Origin of the sequence: Microbispora bryophytorum, from assembly GCF_006874465.1 — a bacterium.
In the GTDB taxonomy this organism is placed as follows: domain Bacteria; phylum Actinomycetota; class Actinomycetes; order Streptosporangiales; family Streptosporangiaceae; genus Microbispora; species Microbispora bryophytorum.
Genome location: NZ_VIRL01000015.1, coordinates 143,886 through 165,675, shown reverse-complemented (window position 1 = coordinate 165,675; position 21,790 = coordinate 143,886). Strand labels below are relative to the sequence as shown.

The 21,790-nt window shown below is 73.0% G+C and carries 16 protein-coding genes, 1 tRNA gene and 1 pseudogene; 11 read left to right on the top strand and 7 right to left on the bottom strand.

Annotated features, from left to right (window positions below; all coding sequences use genetic code 11):
• Positions 1–18: 18 nt before the first annotated feature.
• The 4 genes from FLX07_RS24980 to FLX07_RS24965 all read right to left on the bottom strand — a co-directional run bounded on the left by FLX07_RS24980 (position 19) and on the right by FLX07_RS24965 (position 3,908).
• Positions 19–441 carry a hypothetical protein gene (locus FLX07_RS24980; protein WP_142573948.1) on the bottom strand — a complete coding sequence of 141 codons (423 nt, stop codon included), beginning with the start codon at positions 439–441 and terminating at the stop codon, positions 19–21.
• Positions 442–687: 246 nt separating this feature from the next.
• On the bottom strand, positions 688–2,301 hold the full coding sequence (locus FLX07_RS24975; protein WP_142573946.1) for an SMI1/KNR4 family protein: 1,614 nt from the start codon (positions 2,299–2,301) through the stop codon (positions 688–690).
• A 61-nt stretch (positions 2,302–2,362) separates the two neighbouring features.
• Positions 2,363–2,434 (bottom strand) — tRNA-Pro (locus tag FLX07_RS24970).
• 43 nt (positions 2,435–2,477) lie between these two features.
• Positions 2,478–3,908 (bottom strand): hypothetical protein, encoded by a 1,431-nt coding sequence (locus FLX07_RS24965; protein ID WP_189104971.1) that lies wholly within the window; start codon positions 3,906–3,908, stop codon positions 2,478–2,480.
• Positions 3,909–4,012: 104 nt separating this feature from the next.
• On the opposite strand from FLX07_RS24965, the gene FLX07_RS24960 reads away from it, so the two are divergent.
• From FLX07_RS24960 to FLX07_RS24940, 6 genes and pseudogenes are all read left to right on the top strand, one after another.
• Positions 4,013–4,513: a GNAT family N-acetyltransferase gene (locus FLX07_RS24960; protein ID WP_142573945.1), complete on the top strand. Its 501-nt coding sequence runs from the start codon at positions 4,013–4,015 to the stop codon at positions 4,511–4,513.
• Positions 4,514–4,559: 46 nt separating this feature from the next.
• Positions 4,560–5,012, top strand: a complete 453-nt coding sequence (locus tag FLX07_RS24955; protein WP_142573943.1) for a hypothetical protein — start codon at positions 4,560–4,562, stop codon at positions 5,010–5,012.
• A 91-nt stretch (positions 5,013–5,103) separates the two neighbouring features.
• Positions 5,104–6,060, top strand: coding sequence for a DUF2332 domain-containing protein (locus FLX07_RS24950; RefSeq protein ID WP_142573941.1), 957 nt, complete (start codon positions 5,104–5,106; stop codon positions 6,058–6,060).
• Between the two features lie 90 nt (positions 6,061–6,150).
• Positions 6,151–6,663: pseudogene (locus FLX07_RS24945) on the top strand (methyltransferase domain-containing protein); the annotation flags it as partial.
• Between the two features lie 90 nt (positions 6,664–6,753).
• Positions 6,754–6,918, top strand: coding sequence for a hypothetical protein (locus FLX07_RS36625; RefSeq protein ID WP_167748380.1), 165 nt, complete (start codon positions 6,754–6,756; stop codon positions 6,916–6,918).
• 4 nt (positions 6,919–6,922) lie between these two features.
• Positions 6,923–7,507, top strand: a complete 585-nt coding sequence (locus tag FLX07_RS24940; RefSeq protein WP_142573937.1) for an Rv1733c family protein — start codon at positions 6,923–6,925, stop codon at positions 7,505–7,507.
• 97 nt (positions 7,508–7,604) lie between these two features.
• On the opposite strand, the gene FLX07_RS24935 is transcribed toward FLX07_RS24940, so the two are convergent.
• Both FLX07_RS24935 and FLX07_RS24930 read right to left on the bottom strand, forming a co-directional pair.
• Positions 7,605–7,907 carry a hypothetical protein gene (locus tag FLX07_RS24935; protein ID WP_142573935.1) on the bottom strand — a complete coding sequence of 101 codons (303 nt, stop codon included), beginning with the start codon at positions 7,905–7,907 and terminating at the stop codon, positions 7,605–7,607.
• A gap of 50 nt (positions 7,908–7,957) precedes the next feature.
• Entirely contained in the window at positions 7,958–13,318 is a 5,361-nt protein-coding gene (locus tag FLX07_RS24930; protein ID WP_142573933.1) for a non-ribosomal peptide synthetase/MFS transporter, read from the bottom strand.
• 677 nt (positions 13,319–13,995) lie between these two features.
• On the opposite strand from FLX07_RS24930, the gene FLX07_RS24925 reads away from it, so the two are divergent.
• From FLX07_RS24925 to FLX07_RS24905, 5 genes are all read left to right on the top strand, one after another.
• A complete protein-coding gene (locus FLX07_RS24925; protein WP_142573931.1) occupies positions 13,996–14,922 on the top strand; it encodes a TauD/TfdA family dioxygenase in 927 nt (308 codons plus the stop codon).
• Positions 14,923–14,947: 25 nt separating this feature from the next.
• Positions 14,948–17,035 (top strand): HAD-IIIC family phosphatase, encoded by a 2,088-nt coding sequence (locus FLX07_RS24920; RefSeq protein ID WP_142573928.1) that lies wholly within the window; start codon positions 14,948–14,950, stop codon positions 17,033–17,035.
• Positions 17,036–17,040: 5 nt separating this feature from the next.
• Positions 17,041–18,336, top strand: coding sequence for a glycosyltransferase (locus FLX07_RS24915; RefSeq protein WP_142573926.1), 1,296 nt, complete (start codon positions 17,041–17,043; stop codon positions 18,334–18,336).
• Between the two features lie 190 nt (positions 18,337–18,526).
• On the top strand, positions 18,527–19,270 hold the full coding sequence (locus FLX07_RS38540; RefSeq protein WP_142573924.1) for an FAD-dependent monooxygenase: 744 nt from the start codon (positions 18,527–18,529) through the stop codon (positions 19,268–19,270).
• A gap of 67 nt (positions 19,271–19,337) precedes the next feature.
• Positions 19,338–20,627, top strand: coding sequence for a GAF domain-containing protein (locus FLX07_RS24905; RefSeq protein ID WP_142573923.1), 1,290 nt, complete (start codon positions 19,338–19,340; stop codon positions 20,625–20,627).
• A 6-nt stretch (positions 20,628–20,633) separates the two neighbouring features.
• On the opposite strand, the gene FLX07_RS24900 is transcribed toward FLX07_RS24905, so the two are convergent.
• Positions 20,634–21,788, bottom strand: a complete 1,155-nt coding sequence (locus tag FLX07_RS24900) for an NAD(P)/FAD-dependent oxidoreductase (protein ID WP_229689710.1) — start codon at positions 21,786–21,788, stop codon at positions 20,634–20,636.
• Positions 21,789–21,790: the final 2 nt, after the last annotated feature.

Below are 21,790 nucleotides of genomic sequence, written 5' to 3'. Positions count from 1 at the left end.
AGCGTTGTGAAGCTGTGCTCAGCTCTCCGGGCTGACGAACACCGGCGTGTCCGAGACGGCCAGGCGCAGCATCCCGTCGCGGACCTCGACGACGTGCGGCTCGCCGAAGGCGTCCACGGCGGTCGCGGCGGACGCCGGCCAGGGCCAGGAGACGGCGACGGGCGGCCGGTCCTCCCCGCCGGCCGTGTCACCGGCCGTGTTGTCGGCCGTGTCACCCGCCGTGTCGCACCGGTTCCACAGCACGAGCAGCGGCCCCTGTCCGGCGCGCTCGACCTCGAACGCGTACAGGCCGGGCGCGTCGGCGGACCGGACGCGGGTCACCCGGCGGGCCCCGGCGAGCTGCGCGGCGAGCAGGGCGAAGGTGTCCGCCGCCGGATGCCGGACGGCGAGCACCTCGGGCCCGAGGTCCCCGGCCCGGCCGATCCGTTGCAGATCATGCATCTGATGTTCGGCAAGCTCGCCATGCTCGGCCCCTGGACGACGACGCCCGGCTCTACGCCGCCATCGCGACGCTGCGCGAACTGGCCGCCGCCGACGGCGGCCTGCCCCACCTCACGGAATGGCTCACCCATCCGGCCGGTCCAACCCCGGAGGAACGCTCCGCGATCGGGCTCGATTTCGTCCTCGACGGCATCGCCGCCCGGCTGGCCTGATCGCCGCCGGCCGGTAGCTCAAGTTCGGGGGCGCTCAACCCCGTGTGCTCTCCCAGTCCAGTTCGCCCTTGACGACCTTCGGCCGCCAGCCGCGGATCGGCCTGCCGGTCTCCAGCGATCTCGCGGTCGCCTTCAGCAGCGCCAGGTAGGACGGCCACACGACGTCGCCCTCCTGGGTGAGGCCCTCCTCGTTGAAGAACTCGCCCGTCTTCCCGGTGCGGGTGTCGACGAAGAGGTTCCCACCGTCGTTCGCGTAGGCGAAGGGGATCAGATGGCCGTCCCACCAGTAGCCGAGCGAGTCGCCACCGATGTCGCAGAGCATCTTCCACTCGCTGCGGATGTGCTTGGCGGACATCAGCTCGTAGAAGGGGGCGGGGCCGAACCCCCATGAGCCGGCGCCGTCGTGCCGCAGCAGCGAGGCGCGCAGGTCGCCGGGGAAGCGCAGCCCCATCGCCGCTTCCGACCTGGCGATGTCCAGGGGGCGGGCCGGTGGCAGCAGACTTTGGTATGTGACGGGCGCCTTCCGGGCCAGCCACCGCTCGATGCGCCGCCACACCGCATTCACCTCGGCGGTGACGCGCGGCCCCGGCACGCGCGCCCGGGTCGTACGGCCGGGCGTACGACGGGACGGCAGGCACCCGCCGGCCCGCAACTCCTCGGCCGTCGGCTTCTCCGGGGTCGGCTCCACGGTGGGCGTCGGGGTGGGGGACGGCCGGGGACCGCCGGCGCAGCCCGGCCGCACGGGCGCGGGGTCCTCGGCCCAGCGCAACTCGCAGCCCGCGGTGACGACCGGGTGCCAGTCCCGCAGCGCCTCGCCCCGCTCCAGCGCGCCGGCCAGCGCCTCCAGCATCGCGACATGCGACGGCCAGCCCATCGGGCCGTCATACTCCACCTTCTCCTGAGCCCTGGCCTCGCCCACCCGGCCCGTCCGCGGCTCGACGAACAGCTCCCGCCCGTTGCTGTCGCTGCCGACGGCCAGGAAGCTGCCGTGCCATGTCCCGTTCTCGGGGTCGGCCGCGTCCAGGTCGCCCTCCATCACCAGGCCCTGGCAGTTCCCCCAGTTGATGTAGTCGATCTCGAAAAGACCGAGCAGGCCGTACGAGGGTGGGAACTGGAACCCCGCGCCCAGGTTGCCGTCGGCGCCGTCATGCCGGAGATAGGAGACGTACAGGTCGTCGGGAAGGCGGCGGCTGTGGTTCGTCTCCCATCCGGCGAGGTTCTGCGGGTCGGCGCCGAACTTGAGCTTGCGCAGCGTGGCCGAGGCGTGCGCGCCCAGCCAGCGTTCGATCCGGTCCCACGCCTGGTTCACCCGCGCGGCGATCGCCGGATCGGGTGTACGCGGGGTGTACGTGGGTTCGGCGCTCACGAGGCTCGGGTCCTGCCCCAGATCGGGGCTGAGCTTCGCCTCGTCGTCCCACTGCACCGGCGGGCACCCGATGCTCTTCGCCTCCTCGGGAGTGAGGGCGTTGGCCTTCATCTCGGCTTCGAACTCGGGATCGTCACAGGACAGCGACACGGTGCCGCCCATGGACATGGAGGAGCACATCACCGTCTCCTCCATGAGGTCCGGTTCGCCCGCGAGCCCGGCCATCAGGAGCGCGGCCACGAGCGCCGGCCATAAGACACGTGCCCACCGTGATCTGATCACCGGCGCACTGTATCGATCTTGCTGGTCATTCGCAGGTGCCAGATGATCCGTTCATGGAGGTCCTCGCCGGCCGGGCTCGAACCGGCGTCCACCCGGCCCCGAGCCGGGCGCTCTACCGCTGAGCTACGACGAGGCCGGGTTCCAGTCTGCTGGACGGTCCCCGGCCGCGCCAGGGATTAATCCGGCCCCACGGCTTGATCCGGCCCCACGGCGGAGGGCAGGTCGCCGGTCACGACGCCGCCCTGAAGCCCGTGCAGGGCCTCCGGAGCCAGGTCGGGCCGGACGGTCCGGCCGCTGAACACCCCGGCGCGGCGCAGCAGGGCCGCCCAGACCGGATCGGCCACGGCGACTCCGTGCACCAGCTCGGGGGTGGGCCGGAACACCGCGACACGGTGCTTGGGCGCGGGCGCGGTCCAGCCCGACTTCTCCGGATCGAGCCCCGCCGTACGGCAGGCCGCCTCGACGTCCGCGCGGGTGCAGGACGCCGTGCCGTCCAGCACCTCCCAGGGCGGCGGCAGCGCGGCCCAGACCCGGGTGCCGGGATCGACGTCGCCGCCGGTCGAGCGGTGCCAGGCCGCCAGATCGGCGGCCATCAGCCGCATCGCCTTGCCGGGGCAGGACGCGTCCAGCAACTCCAGGGCGTCCAGCGAGGCGAGGCACGCGAGCCACCCGGCACGGGCCGCGTTGTAAGCGCTCGCCAGAGCGTTCCACGTGCTGGAGTCGTCGCCGCGCCGGACGACCATCGTCGCCCGGTCGGTGGCCGGCCGCCAGCGAGAGCCCAGGAGCCGGGCGCTGTGCCGCATGACCGCGGACCACTGACCGAGCAGCAGCCCCCGCTCTCCGTCGGTGAGGCGGCCGAGCACGTCGGGTCTGGGCCGGACCTGCGCGATCATCCACCAGTCCGCGTCGTCTCCGCACCGGCGGAGCAGGACCTCCGCGATCTCGTCGAAGGGGTTGTCCCGCCCGGAGAGGCTGAACTCGCGGCGCAGCTTGCGGCGCGCGGTGGAGTACGCGACGAAGCACGCGGCGTCCGGGTCCGCGACGAACCTCTCCAGCGGGATGCTCGCGCCGAAGCCGGTGACACCGATCAGCAGCAGCCGCCGCTTGTCCCACTCGGCCTCGAGCGTCCCCGCCTTCGCGGCGATGCGGCGCAGCATGCGGAACCGGCGGTTGTACTGCCGCTTCGACAGGTCCATCCCGGAGGCCTCCCTGGCCTCGCGGTTGAGCCGGTCGGCCAGGAAGTCGGTCCGGTCGGGCGCCCATGCGATCGTGCGGCCGGCCGTGCTCGCGTACGCCAGCAGCGACTCGGGGTCGTCGGGGTCCACCTCCGCCGGGACGCCGAACAGCCGGGCTGCCGCCGCCACCTGACGCGCTCCGCCGACGGGACGCGCGTAGTCGCTCGACATCGAGGTGAACCACGCGGAGCCGCGCGAGGAGTGCTGTGCCGCACGGCCCAGCACGAGGCGCTCACGGCCCGACAGCCGTCCGGCCAGCGCCTGGAGGACCAGTTCGGCGACGTCCTCCGGCCGGTAGCGGCGGTCCAGTGAGCCGTGCAGCTCGACGAGCGCGTCCCGGCGGGCACGCTCGGAACCCGTGCGGTGCTTCATGCCCGCCATGATGTCCGCCGTGCCCGCCGGGAATCGATCGGTTTATCCGGCCGCCGGGGAAAAGCCGTTGGGCGTACGGGCCGGGACGGGGGAGACTTCGGCATATGGAGACCATCTCGGCGGCGCGGCTCACACTCCGGCCGCTGACCGCGCAGGACGCGGACGAGATGGCGGAGGTGCTGGCGGGGGAGGAGCTGTACGCCTTCATCGGCGGAGCCGCGCCCACCCTGCCGGAACTCCGCGCCCGGTATGCCGCGCTCGAAGCCCGCCGGTCTCCGGACGGGCGGCAGGAGTGGCTCAACTGGATCGTCCGCCGCGACGCCGACGGGCGCGCGGTCGGCTACGTGCAGGCGACGGTGGAGGACGAGGGGCGGCGGGCCGAGGTCGCATGGGTCGTGGGGACCGCCTGGCAGGGTCGGGGGTACGCCTCGGAGGCGGCGGCGGCACTCGCCGGATGGTTGCGTGCGCGCGGTGTCGCCCGTATCGAGGCCCACATCCATCCCGATCACCACGCGTCCATGACGGTGGCCGGCCGGATCGGCCTGCTGCCCACCGACCACATCGAGGACGGCGAGCGCCTGTGGGTCTGGGACCGACCGGCCTGACTTACGACGATGGCACTGTTGCCTGTTGAACCACGAATGTAGGCCTATGGCGTCCTCGAACATCCTCAAGAAGCCCGGTGTCATGGCCATGTCTGCTGCTTTGCTGTTATTCGCGGCGCTTGCCATGACGGCGAATGTCCGCACAGCGGACTGGCACACGATCGCCTGGGTAACGCCGTCGCACGATGGGCGGACGCTGACCGCGACGTTCACGGTCTACAAGCCCGAGGTTGACGACGGCCGCTTCTGCTGGGAAGTGACGGACACGGACGTGTGGGAGTCGCCCTCTCAGGTGACAATCGGCGTCCAGGTGGGCAATCCGTGCGCGCCCCTGCTGTCCTGGGGGACGATAAGCATGCCGGACAATGGACGCAGCTTCGATGTGCAGCTGCATCTTCGTGCACCCTTGAACGGGCGAACTGTCATCGAGAAAGAAAGCGGACAAAAGATCCCGGTCGCCCAGTCGGGCGAGGGGACCGGGCGATCGTTCGGCGAGTAGCGTCGGAATGCCACCGGGATCGGTTCCCCTCGGTGTCGGCCGGTTTCGGGCTGATTTGATGGGGTCTTCGGCGTTCCTCGGGGAGGCGGGCATGGAGACGGCGGAGTGGTACCGGTACTTCGCGGAGCGCGAGGTCAGGGGACACAGCCCGGCCTACGAGGCGCTCGCCCTCGGAATCGCCGCCGACCCCCGGCTGCTCGAACTGATCGACGGTCTGCCGGAGCCGAAGCGGCAGCCGAACCTGCTGCTGGCCGCCGTGCGCTTCCTCGGCGGGCCGTACGACGAGTTCGGCCGCTTCCGGGAGTGGACCGCGAGCCACTGGGCCGAGGTGCGGGAGACGATGCTCGCCCGGAGGACGCAGACCAACGAGGCGGGCCGGTGCGCGAGCCTGCTGCCGGTGCTGGCGAGGCTGCCGCAGCCGCTGGCCCTGGTGGAGGTGGGCGCCTCGGCGGGGCTGTGCCTCTACCCCGACCGCTACCGCTACCGCTACGACGACGGCCCCGAGATCGGGCCGGCCGGAAGCCCGGTCCTGCTCACCTGCCGGACGAACGGGAAGGTGCCGGTGCCGCAGCGCCTCCCCGAGGTCGTGTGGCGGGCCGGGCTGGACCTCGACCCCATCGACGTACGCGACGACGAGGCGGTGCGCTGGCTGGAGTGCCTGGTGTGGCCGGAACAGACCGACCGGCTCGCGCGGCTGCGCGGGGCGGTGCGGATGGCGCGGCAGGACCCGCCGCGCCTGGTGCGCGGGGACGCCGCGGCGGCCCTGCCCGATCTCGTCGCCGCCGCGCCCGCAGGGGCGACGGTCGTCGTCTTCCACAGCGCGGTCATGCCCTACCTGGACGCCGAGGCGAGGGACCGCTTCGTCGCGCTCGTACGCAACCTGCCGGTGCGGTGGATCTCCAACGAGGGCTCGCCCCGGCTGCCCTTCCTTCTTCCGAAGCTGACGGCCGACCTGCCGGAGAGGCGGCTGGCGTTCCTGCCCGCCCTCGACGGGGAGCCGCTCGCGATGGCCGGGCCGCACGGCGAGTGGCTGGACTGGCTCGCCTGAGGAGCCCCCACCCGGCGCGGCGGATACTGGCGGCATGACCGTTTACGACCAGATCGGCAGGACCTACCGCGCCGCCCGCAGGCCCGATCCGAGGCCCTTCCCCTCGCCGACGGCGTGGCCGACGCCGCGATGGCGATCCTGACCGTCCACCACTGGACGGACCTCGCGGCCGGGATCGCCGAGTTGCGCAGGGTCGCGCGGCGCCGCGTGGTGATCCTCACCTGGGACCAGGAGCTCACCCGTGACTTCTGGTTCCTCAGCGAGTATCTGCCCGAGGGCGCGGCGCTGGACGACGCCCGCGCCGTCCCGATCGCCGATCTCGTCCGGCTGCTCGGCGGCGCGCGGGTCGAGCCGGTCCCCATCCCGCACGACTGCACCGACGGGTTCGGCGCCGCCTATTGGCGCAGGCCCGAGGGCTATCTCGATCCCATGGTCCAGGCCGGCATGTCCGTGCTCGCCCAGCTCGATCAGTCGATCGTACGGCCGGCCCTGGACCGGCTCGCGGCCGACCTGGAGTCGGGCCGCTGGCACGAGCGCCACCGCGACCTGCTCGGCATGGAGGAGTACGACGCCGGATATCGGCTTCTCGTCGCCGATCTGTGAGCCGATCCGTGAGCCGATCCGCGAGCCGATCTGTTGGTCGGGCATGGGATCCGCACCGCGGGGGGTAAGGACAGACCGGAAGGAGAAGGCATGCCCGAGTCTGCGGAGACGGAGCGGCTGCGCCAGGTCGTGGACGAGGTGGTCCACGGCCGCCTTCGTGTGACGCGCCGCGACTCCACTCCGCCGCCGCGGACATCCACGTGCCGGCCGAGACCCTGGCCTTCCGGCCCTGCGCACGAGAAGGAGGAGGGGTGACGCGATGCGATCCGGCCCGGTGACGATGCGGATGCGGCGCTACCTGCCCGACGGGAATCCGTTACGGCGCGGAACCGACCGCGTCGAGTTCGTGGCCGTCCTGGCCTTCCTCATCCTGGCCGTGCTGAGCGCGGTCGCGGCGTTCGCCGTGGGCGCCGCCGTCTATCGCAGCGGCGTGGCCGAGGAGCATTCCGGGCGGTGGGTGACGGCCACCGTCACGCGGGACGCGCCGGCGGCCACCTGGGTCGCGGTGGAGGGCACCGCCGCGCGGCTGCGTACGGGCGTCGCCTGGACGGCCGCCGACGGCCGTACGGTGACCGGCCAGGCGCCGGTTTCCTCGGCGGCCAAGGCCGGCACGCCCGTGCGGATCTGGCTGGATCGCGAGGGCCGGCCGGGCGACGGCCCGCGGAGCCGGATCGACACGGTCGCGGACGGCGTCGCGTCGGGAACGGCCACGGCGGCGTTGTCGCTGACGGCCCTGCTGGCGTGCCTCGCCCTCGTCCGCCGCCGTCTGGATCACCGCAGGTACGCCGCCTGGGACGCCGGATGGCTCGCGATGAACCGGCGGCGTAAGCCCGAGGACGCGTGAGCGGGCACCGGTCTCGCGCTCGCGATGCCGTGAGGCCGCCAGCCATTCCGTGAGGCCGCTCGGGATGCCGTGAAACAGGCCGGCCGTGCCCGGCCGGTCACCGGTCGCCCTCGTCCTCCTCCTCGTCGGGCGGCAGGCCGGTGCCCGCCACCGTGTCGGCGAGCTGGTCGTCGTCGAGCCGTCCGGTCGGCGGCTGCCCGAACGTTCCTCCTCCGGAGGCTCCGCCGCCCGAGATCCCCTTGCCGCCGACAATGCCGGCGGCGTCCTGGTCCGCCTGCTCCACCGACCCCTGCCGAGTGGCCCGGATGCCGGGCGTCCGGTTCTTGAACCGCGGGTCGTCCTGCGCGTTGGTGGCCAGCTCCTCGGCGAGCTGCTTCGGGTTCATCTTCTTCTCGTCCATACGGGCCGCCGTACCCGGCGGCCCGTATGGCATTCCTCCGTCAGCGCACCTCAGAGCTCGGCCGGGACCCGCTGCGCCGGAACGCTCGCCTCCTGGCGGCTGCGCAGCGTCTCCAGGCCGACCAGGTCGTCCGGCTCGGCGTCCGGGGTCTCCTGGTCGAACCTCGCCAGGGCCGGGTGACGCAGGGCCAGCGTGATCGTGAGCGCGATGGCCAGGCCGCACACCACGTACAGCAGGCCGATGCCGCGGCCCTCGCCGACCCCGATCACCGTGCCGACCGTGCCGGCCAGCGGGCCGTCCGGCCGCATCAGCGGCTCGAAGACCAGACCCACCAGCCAGGCCTGTACGGCCAGGCCGACCGGCTGGGTCGACAGCGCGAGCATCCGGTTGATCGAGATGACCCGGGCGTGATAGCGCTGGGGCACCTTCGAGTGGATGATCGTCAGCCAGATGCCGTCGCTGATCGTCATCATCAGCGACATGCCGAAGGCGCCGACCGTGATGAGGATGAGCGACGGGCGCAGACCGGCGATCGCGCAGAAGATCCCGAGCACGCCGGCGGCCGCCAGCATGCCGAACATCCGGCGGTCGCGCGGGCCGCCCCAGAGCGTGATGATCACGCCGCCGCAGACCGCCCCGATCCCGGCGAGCAGCGCCACCCGCCCGGTGTCGGCCAGCTCGCCGACCGACAGCACCAGCGGCGAGATCATGATGAACCCGGTGAACAGGAAGAAGTTCACGATGAACATCGTGAAGGCCATGGCCCGCAGGCCCCGCCGCCGCAGCAGGTAGCGGAAGCCGGCGCGGATCTCGGCGGAGACCGTCTCCCTGCGCTGCCAGGCCATCGTGGCCGGGAAGCGCACGAGCAGGGTCACGCCGAACGCGATCGCGTAGCAGATCACGTTGGCGGTCAGGATGCCCTCGATGCCGATCAACGCCAGCACGGCGACGGAGAACAACGGGACCATGAGCTGGGCCACGGCGTTGCCGAGCTGGACGACGCCGCCGACGTGATGCAGGTAGTGCTTGGGCGCGAGTTGCGGGCCCGCCGACTGCCAGGCCACCCGTTGCAGGGTCACCGATATCGACAGCAGCACGAGCAGGCCGTACAGCAGGGGCATGTTCAGCACGTCGGCGGTCATCAGCGCGAGCAGCGCGGCCTGCACGGCCAGGGAGATGCCGTCGGCCGCCAGCATCGCCCGCTTGCGGTCGTACCGGTCGACGAGCGCGCCGATCAGCGGCGCGAGGACGAGACCCGGCACCAGCCCGATGATGGCGAACAGCCCGAACTGCACCAGCGAGCCGCTCTTCAGGTACGCCCAGATCGGCACGGCGAACTCGGTCATCACAGCGCCGATCATGGAGACGATCTGACCGGTCGCCACCGTGAAGAACCGGCCCAGGCTGGGCTGCGGCCCGGCGACGTCGGCCCGCCGGTCGTCGGACACGGCCTGCCGCCACCAGGTCGCCGGCGCGCCGGGCTCGGGGACGTGCCACTCCTGCGGACGATCCACCGTGGTGTGGGCGGTCGTGACGATCGCGGCCAGCTCTTCGGCGCGGTATCGGAGGAAGTAGTGGCCGGCCTCGGCCATCACGACCAGCGCGGTGGTCTCGGAGACGCAGTGCCAGTCGCGGTAGCGCTCCTGGTAGAAGTCGGTCAGCGCGTCGCGGTCGCCGACGATCGAGATCACCGGGGCGCGCAGCTGCGGGCTCTGCTGCTCCACGAGCTCGCTGAAGTAGTCCTCACCGGCCCGCGCGTCCACCCGCATCGTGCGGATGATGTGGTCGACCTGCTCGGGATCGAGATCCTGCAGGTCGGCGCCCATCGCACGCAGCCAGTTGGCGTGCGCGTTGGCGTTGTCCAGCGCCTTGCTGCGGAAGATCCGCCCGAGCAGGCCGTTGAAGCCCTTGCTCGGGGTGGCGAACGGGAAGCTGCCGCCCGTGTAGACGGCCTCGACGCGCCGCCCGGCCGCCTCGAGCCGCCGCGCGATCTCGGCGGTCAGCGCGCTGCCGACGCAGTGGCCGTACAGCGCGACGGGGCCGCGCACGCGGTCGACCACCTCGTCGCAGACCCGCTGGGCGGCCTCGTGGAACGGGATGGTGCTCTCCTCGACGCCCAGCTCGTGGCCGGGCAGGGCGACCGCGAACAGCGAGTGGCCCTCCGGCAGCGCGTCGGCCAGCGGCTGGTAGACCATCGCGCTGGCCCCGCCGTACGGGATGCAGACCAGGGACAGCGTCGGCGCCTTGACCGGCCGGGTGAGCTCGACCAGCAGGCCGCGCGGGCCGTCCTCGGTGTCTTCCGGCGCCTGCCGGGCGGCGTCGATCAGCGCGGCCAGGTCCCGCACGGTGCGGTTGGCGATCGCGTCGAGCACGGTCACCTGGTAGCCGTCGGCGGGCAGCGCCTGGCGCAGCTTGGCGACCATGCGGATGAGCAGCAGCGAGTGGCCGCCGAGCGCGTTGAAGTCGCTGTCGATCGAGACGGCCTCGATGCCGAGGACCTCCCGCCAGACGCCGGCCACCACGATCTCGGTCTCGGTCGTCGGCTCGGCCAGGTCGTCGCCCACCCGGACCACCGGATCGGGCAGCGCCTTGCGGTCCACCTTGCCGTTGGCGTTGAGCGGGATGGTCTCCAGCGGCACGAACACCGACGGGACCATGTATTCCGGCAGCCGCGTCGCGCAGTGCTCCGCCAGCTCGGACAACTCCGGACCTGTGGGGACGTAGTAGGCGACGAGCCGCTTGTCCTCCGGCGTGAACGCGTGCACGGTGACGACCGCGTCGCGCACGCCGGGGTGGTCGAGGACGGCCGCGCGCACCTCGTCCAGCTCGATGCGGTAGCCGCGGATCTTCACCTGGTCGTCGAACCGGCCGAGGAAGGCCACGTTCCCGTCGCGCGTCCAGGCCACCCGGTCGCCGGTGCGGTACATCCGCCCGCCCCCATCCCCGGAAGCGGGATGGAAGGGGTCGGGAAGGAACCGCTCCTCGGTGAGGTCCGGCCGGTTCATGTAGCCGCGGGTGACGCCCACGCCGCCGACGTACAGCTCGCCCGGCACGCCGACCGGCTGCAGCCGCCGGTTGGCGTCCAGGACGTACATCCGCATGTTGGGCAGCGGGCGCCCGATGGGGACGACCTCCACGAGCTGGGCGTCCCGCACCGGATAGATACACGTCCCGACAGACGCCTCGGTGGGGCCGTACTCGTTGATCAGCCGGCCCGGGCCGAGCATCTCCAGCCACCGGTTGGCCATCGAGCCGGGCAGCGCCTCGCCCGCCACGACGATCTTCCCGGCGAGCGCCGCGGCCTGCCGGGCGTCGATCTGGTGACCGAGCACCTCCAGGTGGCCGGGGGTGCACTTGATGAAGGCGTACGGCCCGCCCGCCGCCAGCAGCGCGCCCAGCTCGCCCATGTCGAAGTCCTGCGGCAGCACGGTGACCCGCTGACCGGTGACGAGCGGCGCCCACAGGTTGGGCACCACGAGGTCGAACGCCACCGAGCCGAACAGCGGGGCGCCGCCGTCTCCCTGGGACGCCAGGTCCTCCACCGCCCACCACACGTGGTTCACCAGCCCGCGATGGGTGACCTGCACGCCCTTCGGCTTGCCGGTGGACCCCGACGTGAAGATCACATAGGCCAGCCGGTCGATGTCGTACGGCACGCCGGCCGGGTCGCGCGGCTGCGCGTCGAGCAGGCCGCCGTCCACGTCCACGATGTCCACGTCCGCGCCGTCCATGCGGACACCGTCGAACAGCTGCGCGTAACCCGCCGAGGTCAGGACCAGCGGGGTCGCGGCGATCGACAGCATGTCGCGGACGCGCTGCGCGGGGAACTTGGGATCCATCGGCAGGTAGGCCGCGCCCGCCTTCCACACGCCCATCAGGCAGGCGATGAGGTCCGGGGTCCGGTCGAGCAGCACGCCCACCGTGTCCTCGGGGCCGACGCCCCGCTCGCGCAGCAGGTGGGCGACCTGGTTGGCGCGGGCGTGCAGCTCGGCGTACGTGGTCGTGCGGCCCTCGAAACGGACCGCGACCGCGTCGGAGTCCGCGTGGCGCTCCAGCAGCTCGGGCAGGGCCACGTCCGGGTACGGCCGGGCCGTGTCGTTCCAGGTGCCCAGCACCACGTCGCGCTCGGCGTCGGTGAGCAGCTCAAGGTCGGCCGGCGGGGTGTCCGGGGCGGCGGCGATCCGCTCGGCCAGCGCCCGGTAGTGCCCGGCCATCCGGACGACGGAGTCCGCGTCGAACCGGTCCTTCTGGTAGGTGAGGTAGAGCTCGGGGTCGCCGGCGCCGTTCAGGTGCACGAGCAGCGCGAGGTCGTAGGTGAAGTCGTCGACCTCGTGCTCCCAGACCGACGCCTCCAGCCCGGGCCAGCGCCCGCGCTGGTCGCGGAAGACGCGCAGCGAGAAGCCGACGGTGGACAGCGAGAAGTTGCGGGCGTCCCGGTCGCTCAGCGCCCCGGCCAGTTCCGAGAACGGCAGGTGGTTGGCGAGCGCCTCGCCGAGCCTGCGCCGCACCCCGGCCGCCGCCTCCCGGAACGACGCGGCGCCCGACAGGTCGGCGCGCAGCGGCAGGGCGTTGACGAAGCAGCCCAGCACGGGCTCCAGCTCCACCCGGCGCCGGCCGCCGTCCACCGTGGCGATCGTCAGGTCGCCCTGCCCGGTGTAGCGCGCGAGCATCATCGAGAAGACCGTGAGCAGGGCCACGAACGGGGTGGTTCCGGCGCCGCCGGCCTCCTGCAGCGCCCGCAGGACCTCGTCCGGCAGCGTGAACAGGTGGCAGTCGCTCCGGTTGCCCTCGGTGAGGGTCTGGCCGTCCCGTGCGATGGGAAGCTCCACCGCGCTCGCGCCGTCGAGCCGGTCGCGCCAGTAGGCGAGCCGCCGGTCACGCTGCTCGCCGGTCAGCTCACGCCGCGACCAGGCCGCGTAGTCGGCGTACTGGAGCGGCGGCGTGGCCACCTCGGCGGGCCGGCCCTCGTGGGCGGACGCGTACACGCTGGTCAGCTCGTCCACGATGATGCCGACCGACCACCCGTCGCAGGCGATGTGGTGGCAGACGAACATCAGCACGTGGTCCTCGTCGGCCAGGCGGACCAGCGTCGTGCGGTGGACCGGCCCGGTCTCCAGGTCGAAGCGTTCCACGGCGGCTCTGGACGTGATCTCCCGGGCCCGGGCCTCCCGCTCGGCCTCCGGCAGCTCCCGCAGGTCGACGACGTCGAGCGGCGCCGGCCCGGGGTCGAGGACGATCTGGCGGGGCTCGTGCCCGTCGCCCTCGTAGACCGTACGCAGGATCTCGTGGCGTTCGACCAGGCTGTCCAGGGCGACGGTCAGGGCCCGGGTGTCGAGCGGGCCGGTGAGCCGCAGGCCGATCGTGGCGTTCGGCGCCGGAGCGCCCTCGGCGAAGCGGGCGCCGAGCCACATCTGGGTCTGCTCGTAGGAGCAGAGAGCGGGTCCCCCGCCGCGCGGGGTGATCGCGTCCGCGGCGGCGGCCCTGGCGGCTCTGGCGGCGAGGAGCCGGCGCAGGGCCTCCTGCCTGCGTGGGGAAAGCGACGCTATTAGATGCTCGTTTTCAGTCGTCGGCGATATCGTCACCGAGCGTTCTCCTCTCTGCGCAATTCATGCGCAGGACCAGCTGACCACGCAGAAAAGTGGTTGAACCAGAAAACGCTTGATCATCGATTCCGCGGGATCTTGCCGCGTCTCTCGCCGCGTTTCGGGCCGACATGCATGGGAGCGCTCCCACGAAAGGGATTATTTTACGATACGTGATGCACGCTGGGTAACGCAAGCCTCACTTCTACCTGCGGTCAGGTGCGAAGAGTATTGGGAAATCGACCTTCCGTCATCGGCTGTGGCGTGCAGAACATGAGTGGTCGTCAGCATTGCCGGCGCACACAGATGGGTGTCGGACAATTTGACTGACACCGTCGAGAAAACGGATGAAACATGTTTCTTGCGCGTGACCCGATTCGGGTTCTATGTTGGCCGCCGGAATCTCTTTCCGCAGGGGCGCCGCCTATTCGAGGGCCCGCCTGCCTCCTTAATTCGACTTTTCCCCGTGCTCGGCCGCGGCCTGATCCCGCGCAGAAGGAGGACGCATGGACGACTTCTGGAAGCCTCTGGAAATAACCCCGGACGGCTCCGCCGCCACACCCGAGGGGCTGATGGAACGGCTGCGCGGATTGAACCTGGGCGACCTGCTGGTCCGGGAGAAGGCGCTCGTCTTCCGGGGGTTCGGCGTCACGCCCGAGACGCTCGATCCCGTCATGGACCTGCTGCTGCCCAACCGGCTGGCCTACGTCCACGGCAACTCGCCCCGCACCAAGGTGGGCGGCAACGTCTACACCTCGACCGAGTACCCGCCCGAGTACACGATCTCCATGCACAACGAGTTGTCGTACTCCGCCACCTGGCCCTCGCGGCTGCTGTTCTACTGCGAGAAGGCGGCCGCGACCGGCGGGGCCACCCCGGTCGTGGACGGCGTGCGCTGGCTGGAGTCGCTCGACGACGAGGTCAGGGAGGCCTTCGCCAAGGGCGTGCGCTACACCCAGAACCTGCACGCCGGCCGGGGACTCGGCAAGAGCTGGCAGGAGACGTTCGAGACCGAGGACCGCGACGAGGTGGCCGGGTTCCTCGACCGCATCGGAGCGGACTGGCAGTGGCGGCCCGACGGCGGCGTGCGGATCTCCCAGATCAGGCCCGCCACCACCCGGCACCCTGTGACCGGGACCGAGGTGTGGTTCAACCAGGCCGACCAGTGGCACCCCGCCTCGCTGGGCGACGAGGCCGCGGCCATGCTCGCCGAACTCATGCCGCCGGAGGAGCTGCCACAGTCGGTGACGTTCCCCGACGGCGCCCCGATCCCCGGTGAGTACGTGATCCAGGTGCGTGACAGGGGCCTGGACAACGCGGTGGACGTCGACTGGCGGAACGGCGACCTGCTGCTGATCGACAACGTGCTGGTCGGGCACGGCCGCAGGCCCTTCACCGGCTCCCGCCGGATCCTCGTGGCCATGTCCGACTGATCGCGCTCTCGAAAGGGAAACCGCAGTGAACAAGATCGGACTTGGGGTCGCCGCGACCTTCACCGCCGAGCCGCTCGGGGACGCGCTGAGGTTCTGGCTCGCCGAAATCGGCGTCGAAGGGGAGGTCGCCTTCGCTCCGTACGACCAGGTCTTCCCCTCGCTCCTCGACCCGGGCAGCGTGCTCGGCCGGGCCGGCGCCGCCGTCGTGCTGGTCCGGGCGGAGGATCTGGTCGCCGAGGATTCGGCCGCCGAGGATCTGACCGCCGGGCAGGACGGGCTCGACCAGGTGGAGGCCGTGGCCACCGACCTCGTCGCCGCGCTGCGCACCTCGGCGCGCGCGTCCGGCACGCCCCACGTGCTCGTCGTCTGCCCTCCGTCGCCCGAGCACGGCTCCCCCGAGGCCCACGCGCGCCTCGCCTCCAGACTGGCCCGGGCGTTCGAGGGCGACCGGGCCGTTTCCGTGCTCACCTCCGCCGAGCCGTACGAGCCCGAGCCGGAGGCCGTCCACGACGCCTTCGCCGACCGGACCGGCAACGTCCCCTACACCGACCGTTACTTCGCCGCGCTGGCCGCCGCGGCCGCCCGCCGCCTGCACGCCATGACCACCCCGCGGCCCAAGGTCGTCGCCGTGGACTGCGACGGCACACTCTGGGACGGCGTGGTCGGCGAGGACGGCCCCGACGGCGTGGTCATCGGCCCGCAGCGGTTGGAGATCTGGCGGGAGCTGGCCCGCCAGGTCGCCGCGGGCAGGCTGCTGTGCCTGTGCAGCAAGAACGAGGAGAAGGACGTCCGCGAGGTGTTCGCCCGGCATCCGGAGCTGCCGGTCGGCCTGGACGACGTCGCCGCGATGCGCGTCGGGTGGGAGGCCAAGTCTCAGTCGCTGCGCTCGCTCGCCGCCGAGCTCGACCTCGGGCTCGACTCGTTCGTCTTCCTCGACGACAGCCCGGTCGAGTGCGCCGAGGTCCGGGCCGGCTGCCCCGAGGTGCTGACCCTCCGGCTCCCGGCCGGCGCCGCGGAGGCGGCGGCCTTCCTCCGCCACTGCTGGCCGCTCGACCTGACCGCGGTCACCGAGGCCGACCGCGAGCGCACCCGCCGCTACCAGGAGGAGCGGCAGCGAGAGCAGGCCAGGGGCGAGATGTCCCTCGCCGACTTCTTCGCCACGCTCGACCTGCGGGTGACCATCACCCCCGCCGGTCCCGAGCATGAGGCCCGGGCCGTTCAGCTCGCCGAGCGGACCAACCAGTTCAACCTCTCGGGGGCGCGCCGCCTGGACGGCGAGGAGAAGTTCGTCGTGGACGTGCGCGACCGCTTCGGGGACTACGGCGTCGTCGGCCTCACCGACGTGCGTACGGAGGGGGACACGCTGCGCGCCGGCGCGTTCCTGCTCAGCTGCCGGGCGCTCGGGCGCGGGGTGGAGCACCGCATGCTCGCGCACCTGGGGGCGCTCGCGCGGGAGCGGGGGCTGGCCCGGGTGGCCCTCGCCTTCCGGGCGACCGAGCGCAACCAACCGGCCAGGGACTTCCTGGCCGCCCTGCCGGCGACGGTGGAGCCGTCCGGCGAGGAGGAGGCCTGGTACGTCCTCGGCGCGGCGGACGCGGCGGCCGTCGTCCACACGCCGGGCCCTGCTGAGGAGAGGGCAGCGGGGCCCGCCGGGACCACCGGACCCGTCGAACCCGCCGCCTCCGCCGGCTGGGCGGCCGTCGAACGGATCGCGACCCGGCTGACCGGCGCCGACGCGATCCTCGACGCCATGCGGGCGGCCCGTCCCGTGACGGAGGTGGCCGGAGCGAGCCCCGTCGAGGCGGCGGTCATGCGGATGTGGGCCGAGCTGCTCGACGTGGCGCCGACCTCGGTGAGCGACGGCTTCTTCCAGCTGGGCGGCCACTCGCTGCGGCTGGTGCAGTTCATGGCGCGGGTGCGCGCCGAGTTCGGCGTCGAGCTGCCCTTCGACACGCTCTACACCACCTCGTTCACCGTCGCGGAGGTCGCGAAGGCGATCGAGGAGCGGCAACTGGCCGACGCCGACGACGAGGAGCTGGCCGGGCTGCTCGACGAGCTCGCGGGCCTGTCGGACGAGGAGATCGACGCCCTGCTCGACTCGGGGAACGGCTGATCCGCATGGCCACGATGCTGCTGAGCACCCACGGCACCAACGGCGACGTGCTCCCGTTCGTACGGATCGGGCGCGAGCTGGCCGCGCGCGGCCACGACGTCGTCGTGATGACGCACTCCTGGTTCGCCGACCGGATCGCGGCCGCGGGCCTGCGGCACCTGCCGATCGACACGGCGGAGGGCTACGACCGGCACCTGGACGACGCCCGGCGCTACATGCTCGATCCCCTGAAAGACCCCGAAGGCGTGCTCGCGCTCTACCGGCGCAACGGCCTGTTCGAGCTGCTGGCCGACGAGGTCCGCATGATCGAGGCGCACTACCGGCCGGGGGAGACCGTGGTGGTCGCCCGGCACACCTCGGGCATCGCCGCGCTGATGGCCGCCGAGCGTCGCGGGGTGCCGGTCGCGCTGGTGTCCGTCACACCCCACCAGTACGTCTCGTTGCCGGTGCTCGGGAACCTCTTCAGACGCGTGCTCGGGCAGGGGTACGACGACGTCTTCCAGGAGTTCGGCCTGCGGCCGGTGCGCGACTGGGTCGCCTACCTGACGAGCGCCAAGACCCAGCTCGCGCTGTGGCCGGAATGGTTCGACGCGGCGGGCCTCCCGGCGCCGGCGGGCGTCGTCCGCTGCGGGTTCGTGCTCGGCGACACGGCGGAGGGGACGGTCCCGGACTGGGCCGAGCCACCGGTGCTGATCACCGGTGGCACCGGGCAGGTGCTGCACGATCGGTTCTACGACGTGGCGGCGCGGGCGTGCCGGCGGATCGGGAGGAAGGCCCTGCTGGTGAACCGGCACCCGTCGTTCCAGCCCGAGTCGCTGCCCGACGGGGTGGAATGGGTGCCCTCGGCGCCGTTCGCGACGGTCATGCCCCATGTCGCCGCGGTCGTCCATCACGGCGGGATCGGCACACTCGCCCGTGCGCTGTCGTCGGCGACCCCGCAGGTGCTGCTCGCGCACGGCGTCGACCGTCCGGACAACGCCGAGCGGCTGGAGCGCGCGGGGGTGGCGACCTGGCTGCCCGTGACGCACTGGACCGAGGACCGGACGGCCGACCTGCTGGCCCGGGCCCTGGACTCCGCGGCCCCCGGCGCGGCCGGCGGCGGATACCGGGAGCGGATCGCGCCGCTCGCGGCCGACGCCGCGTCGGAGGACTCCGTGCGTGTCGCGGCCGAGCACGCCGAGGCGCTCATCGGGACCGACGCGGTCATGACGCGGCCGGATCCGCGCGAGCGGCTGGCGCGTCTCACCCCGGAGCAGCGCACGCGCCTGGCCGCCATGGCACGCGCCCGCCGGAGCGTGTGAAGGAGGGTCTCCCGGGTACGTTGAGGTGCCGCGATCGACGAGCTCGGACCGATGGGCCCGCAGGCCGCCGGCGACATCGACAAGGACATCTGGGTCGAGATGACGGAGCCGGACCTGCTTCCGCTGAGCGGCTGGGTGCGCACCGGCCGGGGCTCGTACGCGCACGGCCCGGTGCCGGGGCGGCTCCACATTGTCGAACTCCGGCCCTCCGCCCGCCGACAGGAATGCGCCGGTCACCACGGAGGAGATCGCCGGGTGCCTGCGCCGGGTCGCCGGGATCGATCCCGGCGTCGTCTCGGTGAGCGCGGGCACCAGGTACACCGACGCCACCCGGCAGGCCGCCACCTATCGGGCGGGCCGGGTCCTGCTGGCGGGCGACGCCGCGCACATCCATTCGCCGGCCGGTGGACAGGGCCTCAACCTCGGCGTCGGCGACGCGATGAACCTCGGCTGGAAGCTCGCCGCGACCGTCCGCGGATGGGCGCCTGAGGGGCTGCTCGACACCTATACCGAGGAGCGTCATCCGGTCGGCGCGTGGGTGCAGGGCTGGAGCGACGCGCAGACCGCGCTCGGCCGTCCCGACGCCCGCACCGCGGCGTTGCGCGCCGTGGTCGCCGACCTGATCGACACCGTCCCCGGCGCGACGTACGTGCTGAAGCGGATCTCCGGTGCCGGCCGGTTGCACGGTCGCGTGGCGCCCGATCTCGTGCTCGACGACGGCAGCCACCTCGCCGGCCACTGCCGTACCGCACGCTTCCTGCTCGTCACGCGCGACCCACGGCTCGCCGCGCGCGCCGACGGCTTCGCCGGCCATCTCACCGTGCTCCCCGGCCCGGACATACCCGTCCGGCCGGACGGGTACGTCGCCTGGGCGGGCGAGCCGCCCGCGGACCCGTTCACGCCGTGGCTCGGGCTCAGGGGGCCGGGCGGCTGACGGGCCCTTGTCGCGCGCCCGGGCGTGGGTGACGATGGCGCCTGAAGACGCGGAGAGTGAGGGCGCCGTGACCAACCCATGGCTCGCGCTTGAATCCGGGGCCGACGCGACGGAGCGTGCCGGTGAGCTGCGCCGCGCTCACGAGCGCTTCCTGTCGGCCGGGGCGATCGACGGCCCGATCGACGGTCCGGTGCGGGCGGTGGTCGCCGACTCGTGGCGGCGGTCGGCCCGCGCGGTCGACCCCGACGCGCTCGCGCCGCTCGAACTGACCGACGCCGGGCTGGAGGAGTATCGCAGCGCGCACCCGCTGGCCAAGGTGCTGCCGCTGTTCCGCGATCTGCTGGGCGGCATCGCCGACGACGGGCGGCACCTGCTCGCGGTGTGCGACGCGGCCGGCCGGCTGCTGTGGGTCGAGGGACATCGCGGGGCGCGGGCGCGGGCCGAGCGGATGAACTTCGTCGCCGGGGCCCGGTGGGACGAGTCCCACGCGGGCACCAACGCCCCCGGCGTCGCGCTCACGGTCGGTCACCCGGTGCAGATCTTCGCGGCCGAGCACTTCGCCGTGCCGGTGCAGCCGTGGACCTGCGCCGCCGCGCCGGTCCACGACCCGCACACCGGCCGCCTGCTCGGCGCGGTCGACGTCACCGGCGGCGACAATCTGGCCAGCCCCTACAGCCTGGCCCTCGTCCAGGCGGCGGCCCGCGCCGCCGAGGCCCACCTTGCTTCCAACCACGGGGCGACGCTTCCCGTTGCGGGCCCGGCGTCCGCCGTGACGCTCACGGCACTGGGCCGGGACGACGCCGTGCTCACCGAGGGCCCGCGCCGCATCAGGCTCGGCCCCCGGCACAGCGAGATCGTCGTGCTGCTGGCCTGCCACCCCGGGGGGCTGAGCAGCGACCAGCTCAGCGCGGAACTGTACGGCGACCGCATGCTGAACCCCGTCACACTCCGCGCGGAGCTGTCCCGGCTGCGCCACCGGCTCGGCCCGCTGCTCGACTCCCGTCCGTACCGGCTGCGGGTGCCGGTGCGGGCCGACTTCCAGACGCTCGCCGAGCACCTGGCCGACGCGAACCCCGACGCCGCGCTGCGGGCCTACCGGGGGCCGCTCCTGCCCGGTTCGGACGCGCCCGGCGTCGTCTGGCAGCGCCGCCTGCTGGACGACGGCGTACGCGACCTGCTGGTGGCCCGGCGCGACCCCGCGCTGCTCGAACGATGGACGCGGGCGCCGTGGGGAAGGGACGACATCGTCGCCTGGCAGGCGTTGCTGGCCGCGCTGCCCGCCGGATCCCCGGCGCGGGCGCGGGCAGGCAGGCGGGTGCGCGACCTCGACGCGGAGTACGGCCTGCCGTCCCGGTGAGAGGGCTCAGGTGAGGTCGCGAAGCCAGCGGAGGGCGACGGCCGCCGCCAGGCGCGGCGGCACGGTGCCCGCCCCGAGCCCGACGTCGACGAGCAGGTCGAACACCTCGGTGCGGCGGGCGGCGACGGTGATCGCCGCGTCGATGAAGCCGGGGGAGCGGGCGGCCAGGGCGAGCATGTCGGTGGTGCGCAGGTGCCGCCCGAGCGCCCCGCGCAGCCCGCGTCGGTAGGCCCGCAGCGGGTGGTCCGGCGAACCGATCGCCGCCTCGGCGGCCAGCCGCCCCGACAGCAGCGCGTAGTAGATGCCCTCGCCGGTCAGCGGGTTGACGAGGCTCGCCGCGTCGCCGGCCAGCAGCACCCGGCCCGCCCCCGGCACCGGCCGCCCGCTCGACAGCGGCAGGTGATGTGCCCGCAGGTCGCGGACGGGCGAGCTGATCTCCCCCAGCAGGGGCAGGAGCCGGGCCAGCCGCCCGTGCAGGATCTCGCGGCCCGGCAGCCCGGTCTGTCTCAGCGTCGGCAGCAGCAGGCCGTAGCCGACGTTGGCCGTGCCGTCGCCCACCGGGAACGACCAGGCGTAGGCCGGCCAGGCCTCGCTCCGCATGACGATGACCTGCTCGTCGTCGTCCGGCGGCACGTCGGCGTACCCGCGCACCGCGATCGCCGTGTGCCGGTCCGGGCTCGGCGGGACGCCGATCAGCCGCCGTACGGACGAGTTGGCGCCGTCGGCGGCGACGACCACCCGGGCGACCAGGTGGCCGTCGATCACGATGTGCCCGCCGAGGGCGGTCAGCGTACGCACCCGGTGGCGGCGCACCTCCACGCCGCGCGCCCGCGCCGCCTCGACCAGCCGGGCGTCGAAGACCCGGCGGGGCACCACGTGGTTGGGCCGCGCGACGACGGCCGAGACATGGGCTCCGCCGGGGGACGTCACCGACAGGCGCGGCGTCGGGCGGTGGTCGTCGAGCAGGCCGGGCAGCCCGAGCAGCGCGAGCTCCTGCCGCGCGTGGGCGGCGATGCCGTCGCCGCAGGCCTTGTCACGAGGGAAGGCCGCCCGGTCCAGCAGCAGCACCCGGCAGCCGGGATCGAGCTGCCTGGCCCGCAGCGCGGCGGCCGAGCCCGCCGGCCCGGCGCCGACCACCACCAGGTCCCAGACGTCGTCCACAT

What these genes read in the sequence shown, in the direction of transcription:
- FLX07_RS24925 (WP_142573931.1), top strand. Translation starts at nt 13,996, where the DNA reads ATGGACGACTTCTGGAAGCCTCTGGAAATAACCCCGGACGGCTCCGCC.
- FLX07_RS24980 (WP_142573948.1), bottom strand. Translation starts at nt 441, where the DNA reads ATGCATGATCTGCAACGGATCGGCCGGGCCGGGGACCTCGGGCCCGAG.
- FLX07_RS24950 (WP_142573941.1), top strand. Translation starts at nt 5,104, where the DNA reads ATGGAGACGGCGGAGTGGTACCGGTACTTCGCGGAGCGCGAGGTCAGG.
- FLX07_RS24935 (WP_142573935.1), bottom strand. Translation starts at nt 7,907, where the DNA reads ATGGACGAGAAGAAGATGAACCCGAAGCAGCTCGCCGAGGAGCTGGCC.
- FLX07_RS24940 (WP_142573937.1), top strand. Translation starts at nt 6,923, where the DNA reads ATGCGATCCGGCCCGGTGACGATGCGGATGCGGCGCTACCTGCCCGAC.
- FLX07_RS24965 (WP_189104971.1), bottom strand. Translation starts at nt 3,908, where the DNA reads ATGAAGCACCGCACGGGTTCCGAGCGTGCCCGCCGGGACGCGCTCGTC.
- FLX07_RS24930 (WP_142573933.1), bottom strand. Translation starts at nt 13,318, where the DNA reads ATGTGGCTCGGCGCCCGCTTCGCCGAGGGCGCTCCGGCGCCGAACGCC.
- FLX07_RS24915 (WP_142573926.1), top strand. Translation starts at nt 17,041, where the DNA reads ATGGCCACGATGCTGCTGAGCACCCACGGCACCAACGGCGACGTGCTC.
- FLX07_RS36625 (WP_167748380.1), top strand. Translation starts at nt 6,754, where the DNA reads ATGCCCGAGTCTGCGGAGACGGAGCGGCTGCGCCAGGTCGTGGACGAG.
- FLX07_RS24955 (WP_142573943.1), top strand. Translation starts at nt 4,560, where the DNA reads ATGGCGTCCTCGAACATCCTCAAGAAGCCCGGTGTCATGGCCATGTCT.
- FLX07_RS24960 (WP_142573945.1), top strand. Translation starts at nt 4,013, where the DNA reads ATGGAGACCATCTCGGCGGCGCGGCTCACACTCCGGCCGCTGACCGCG.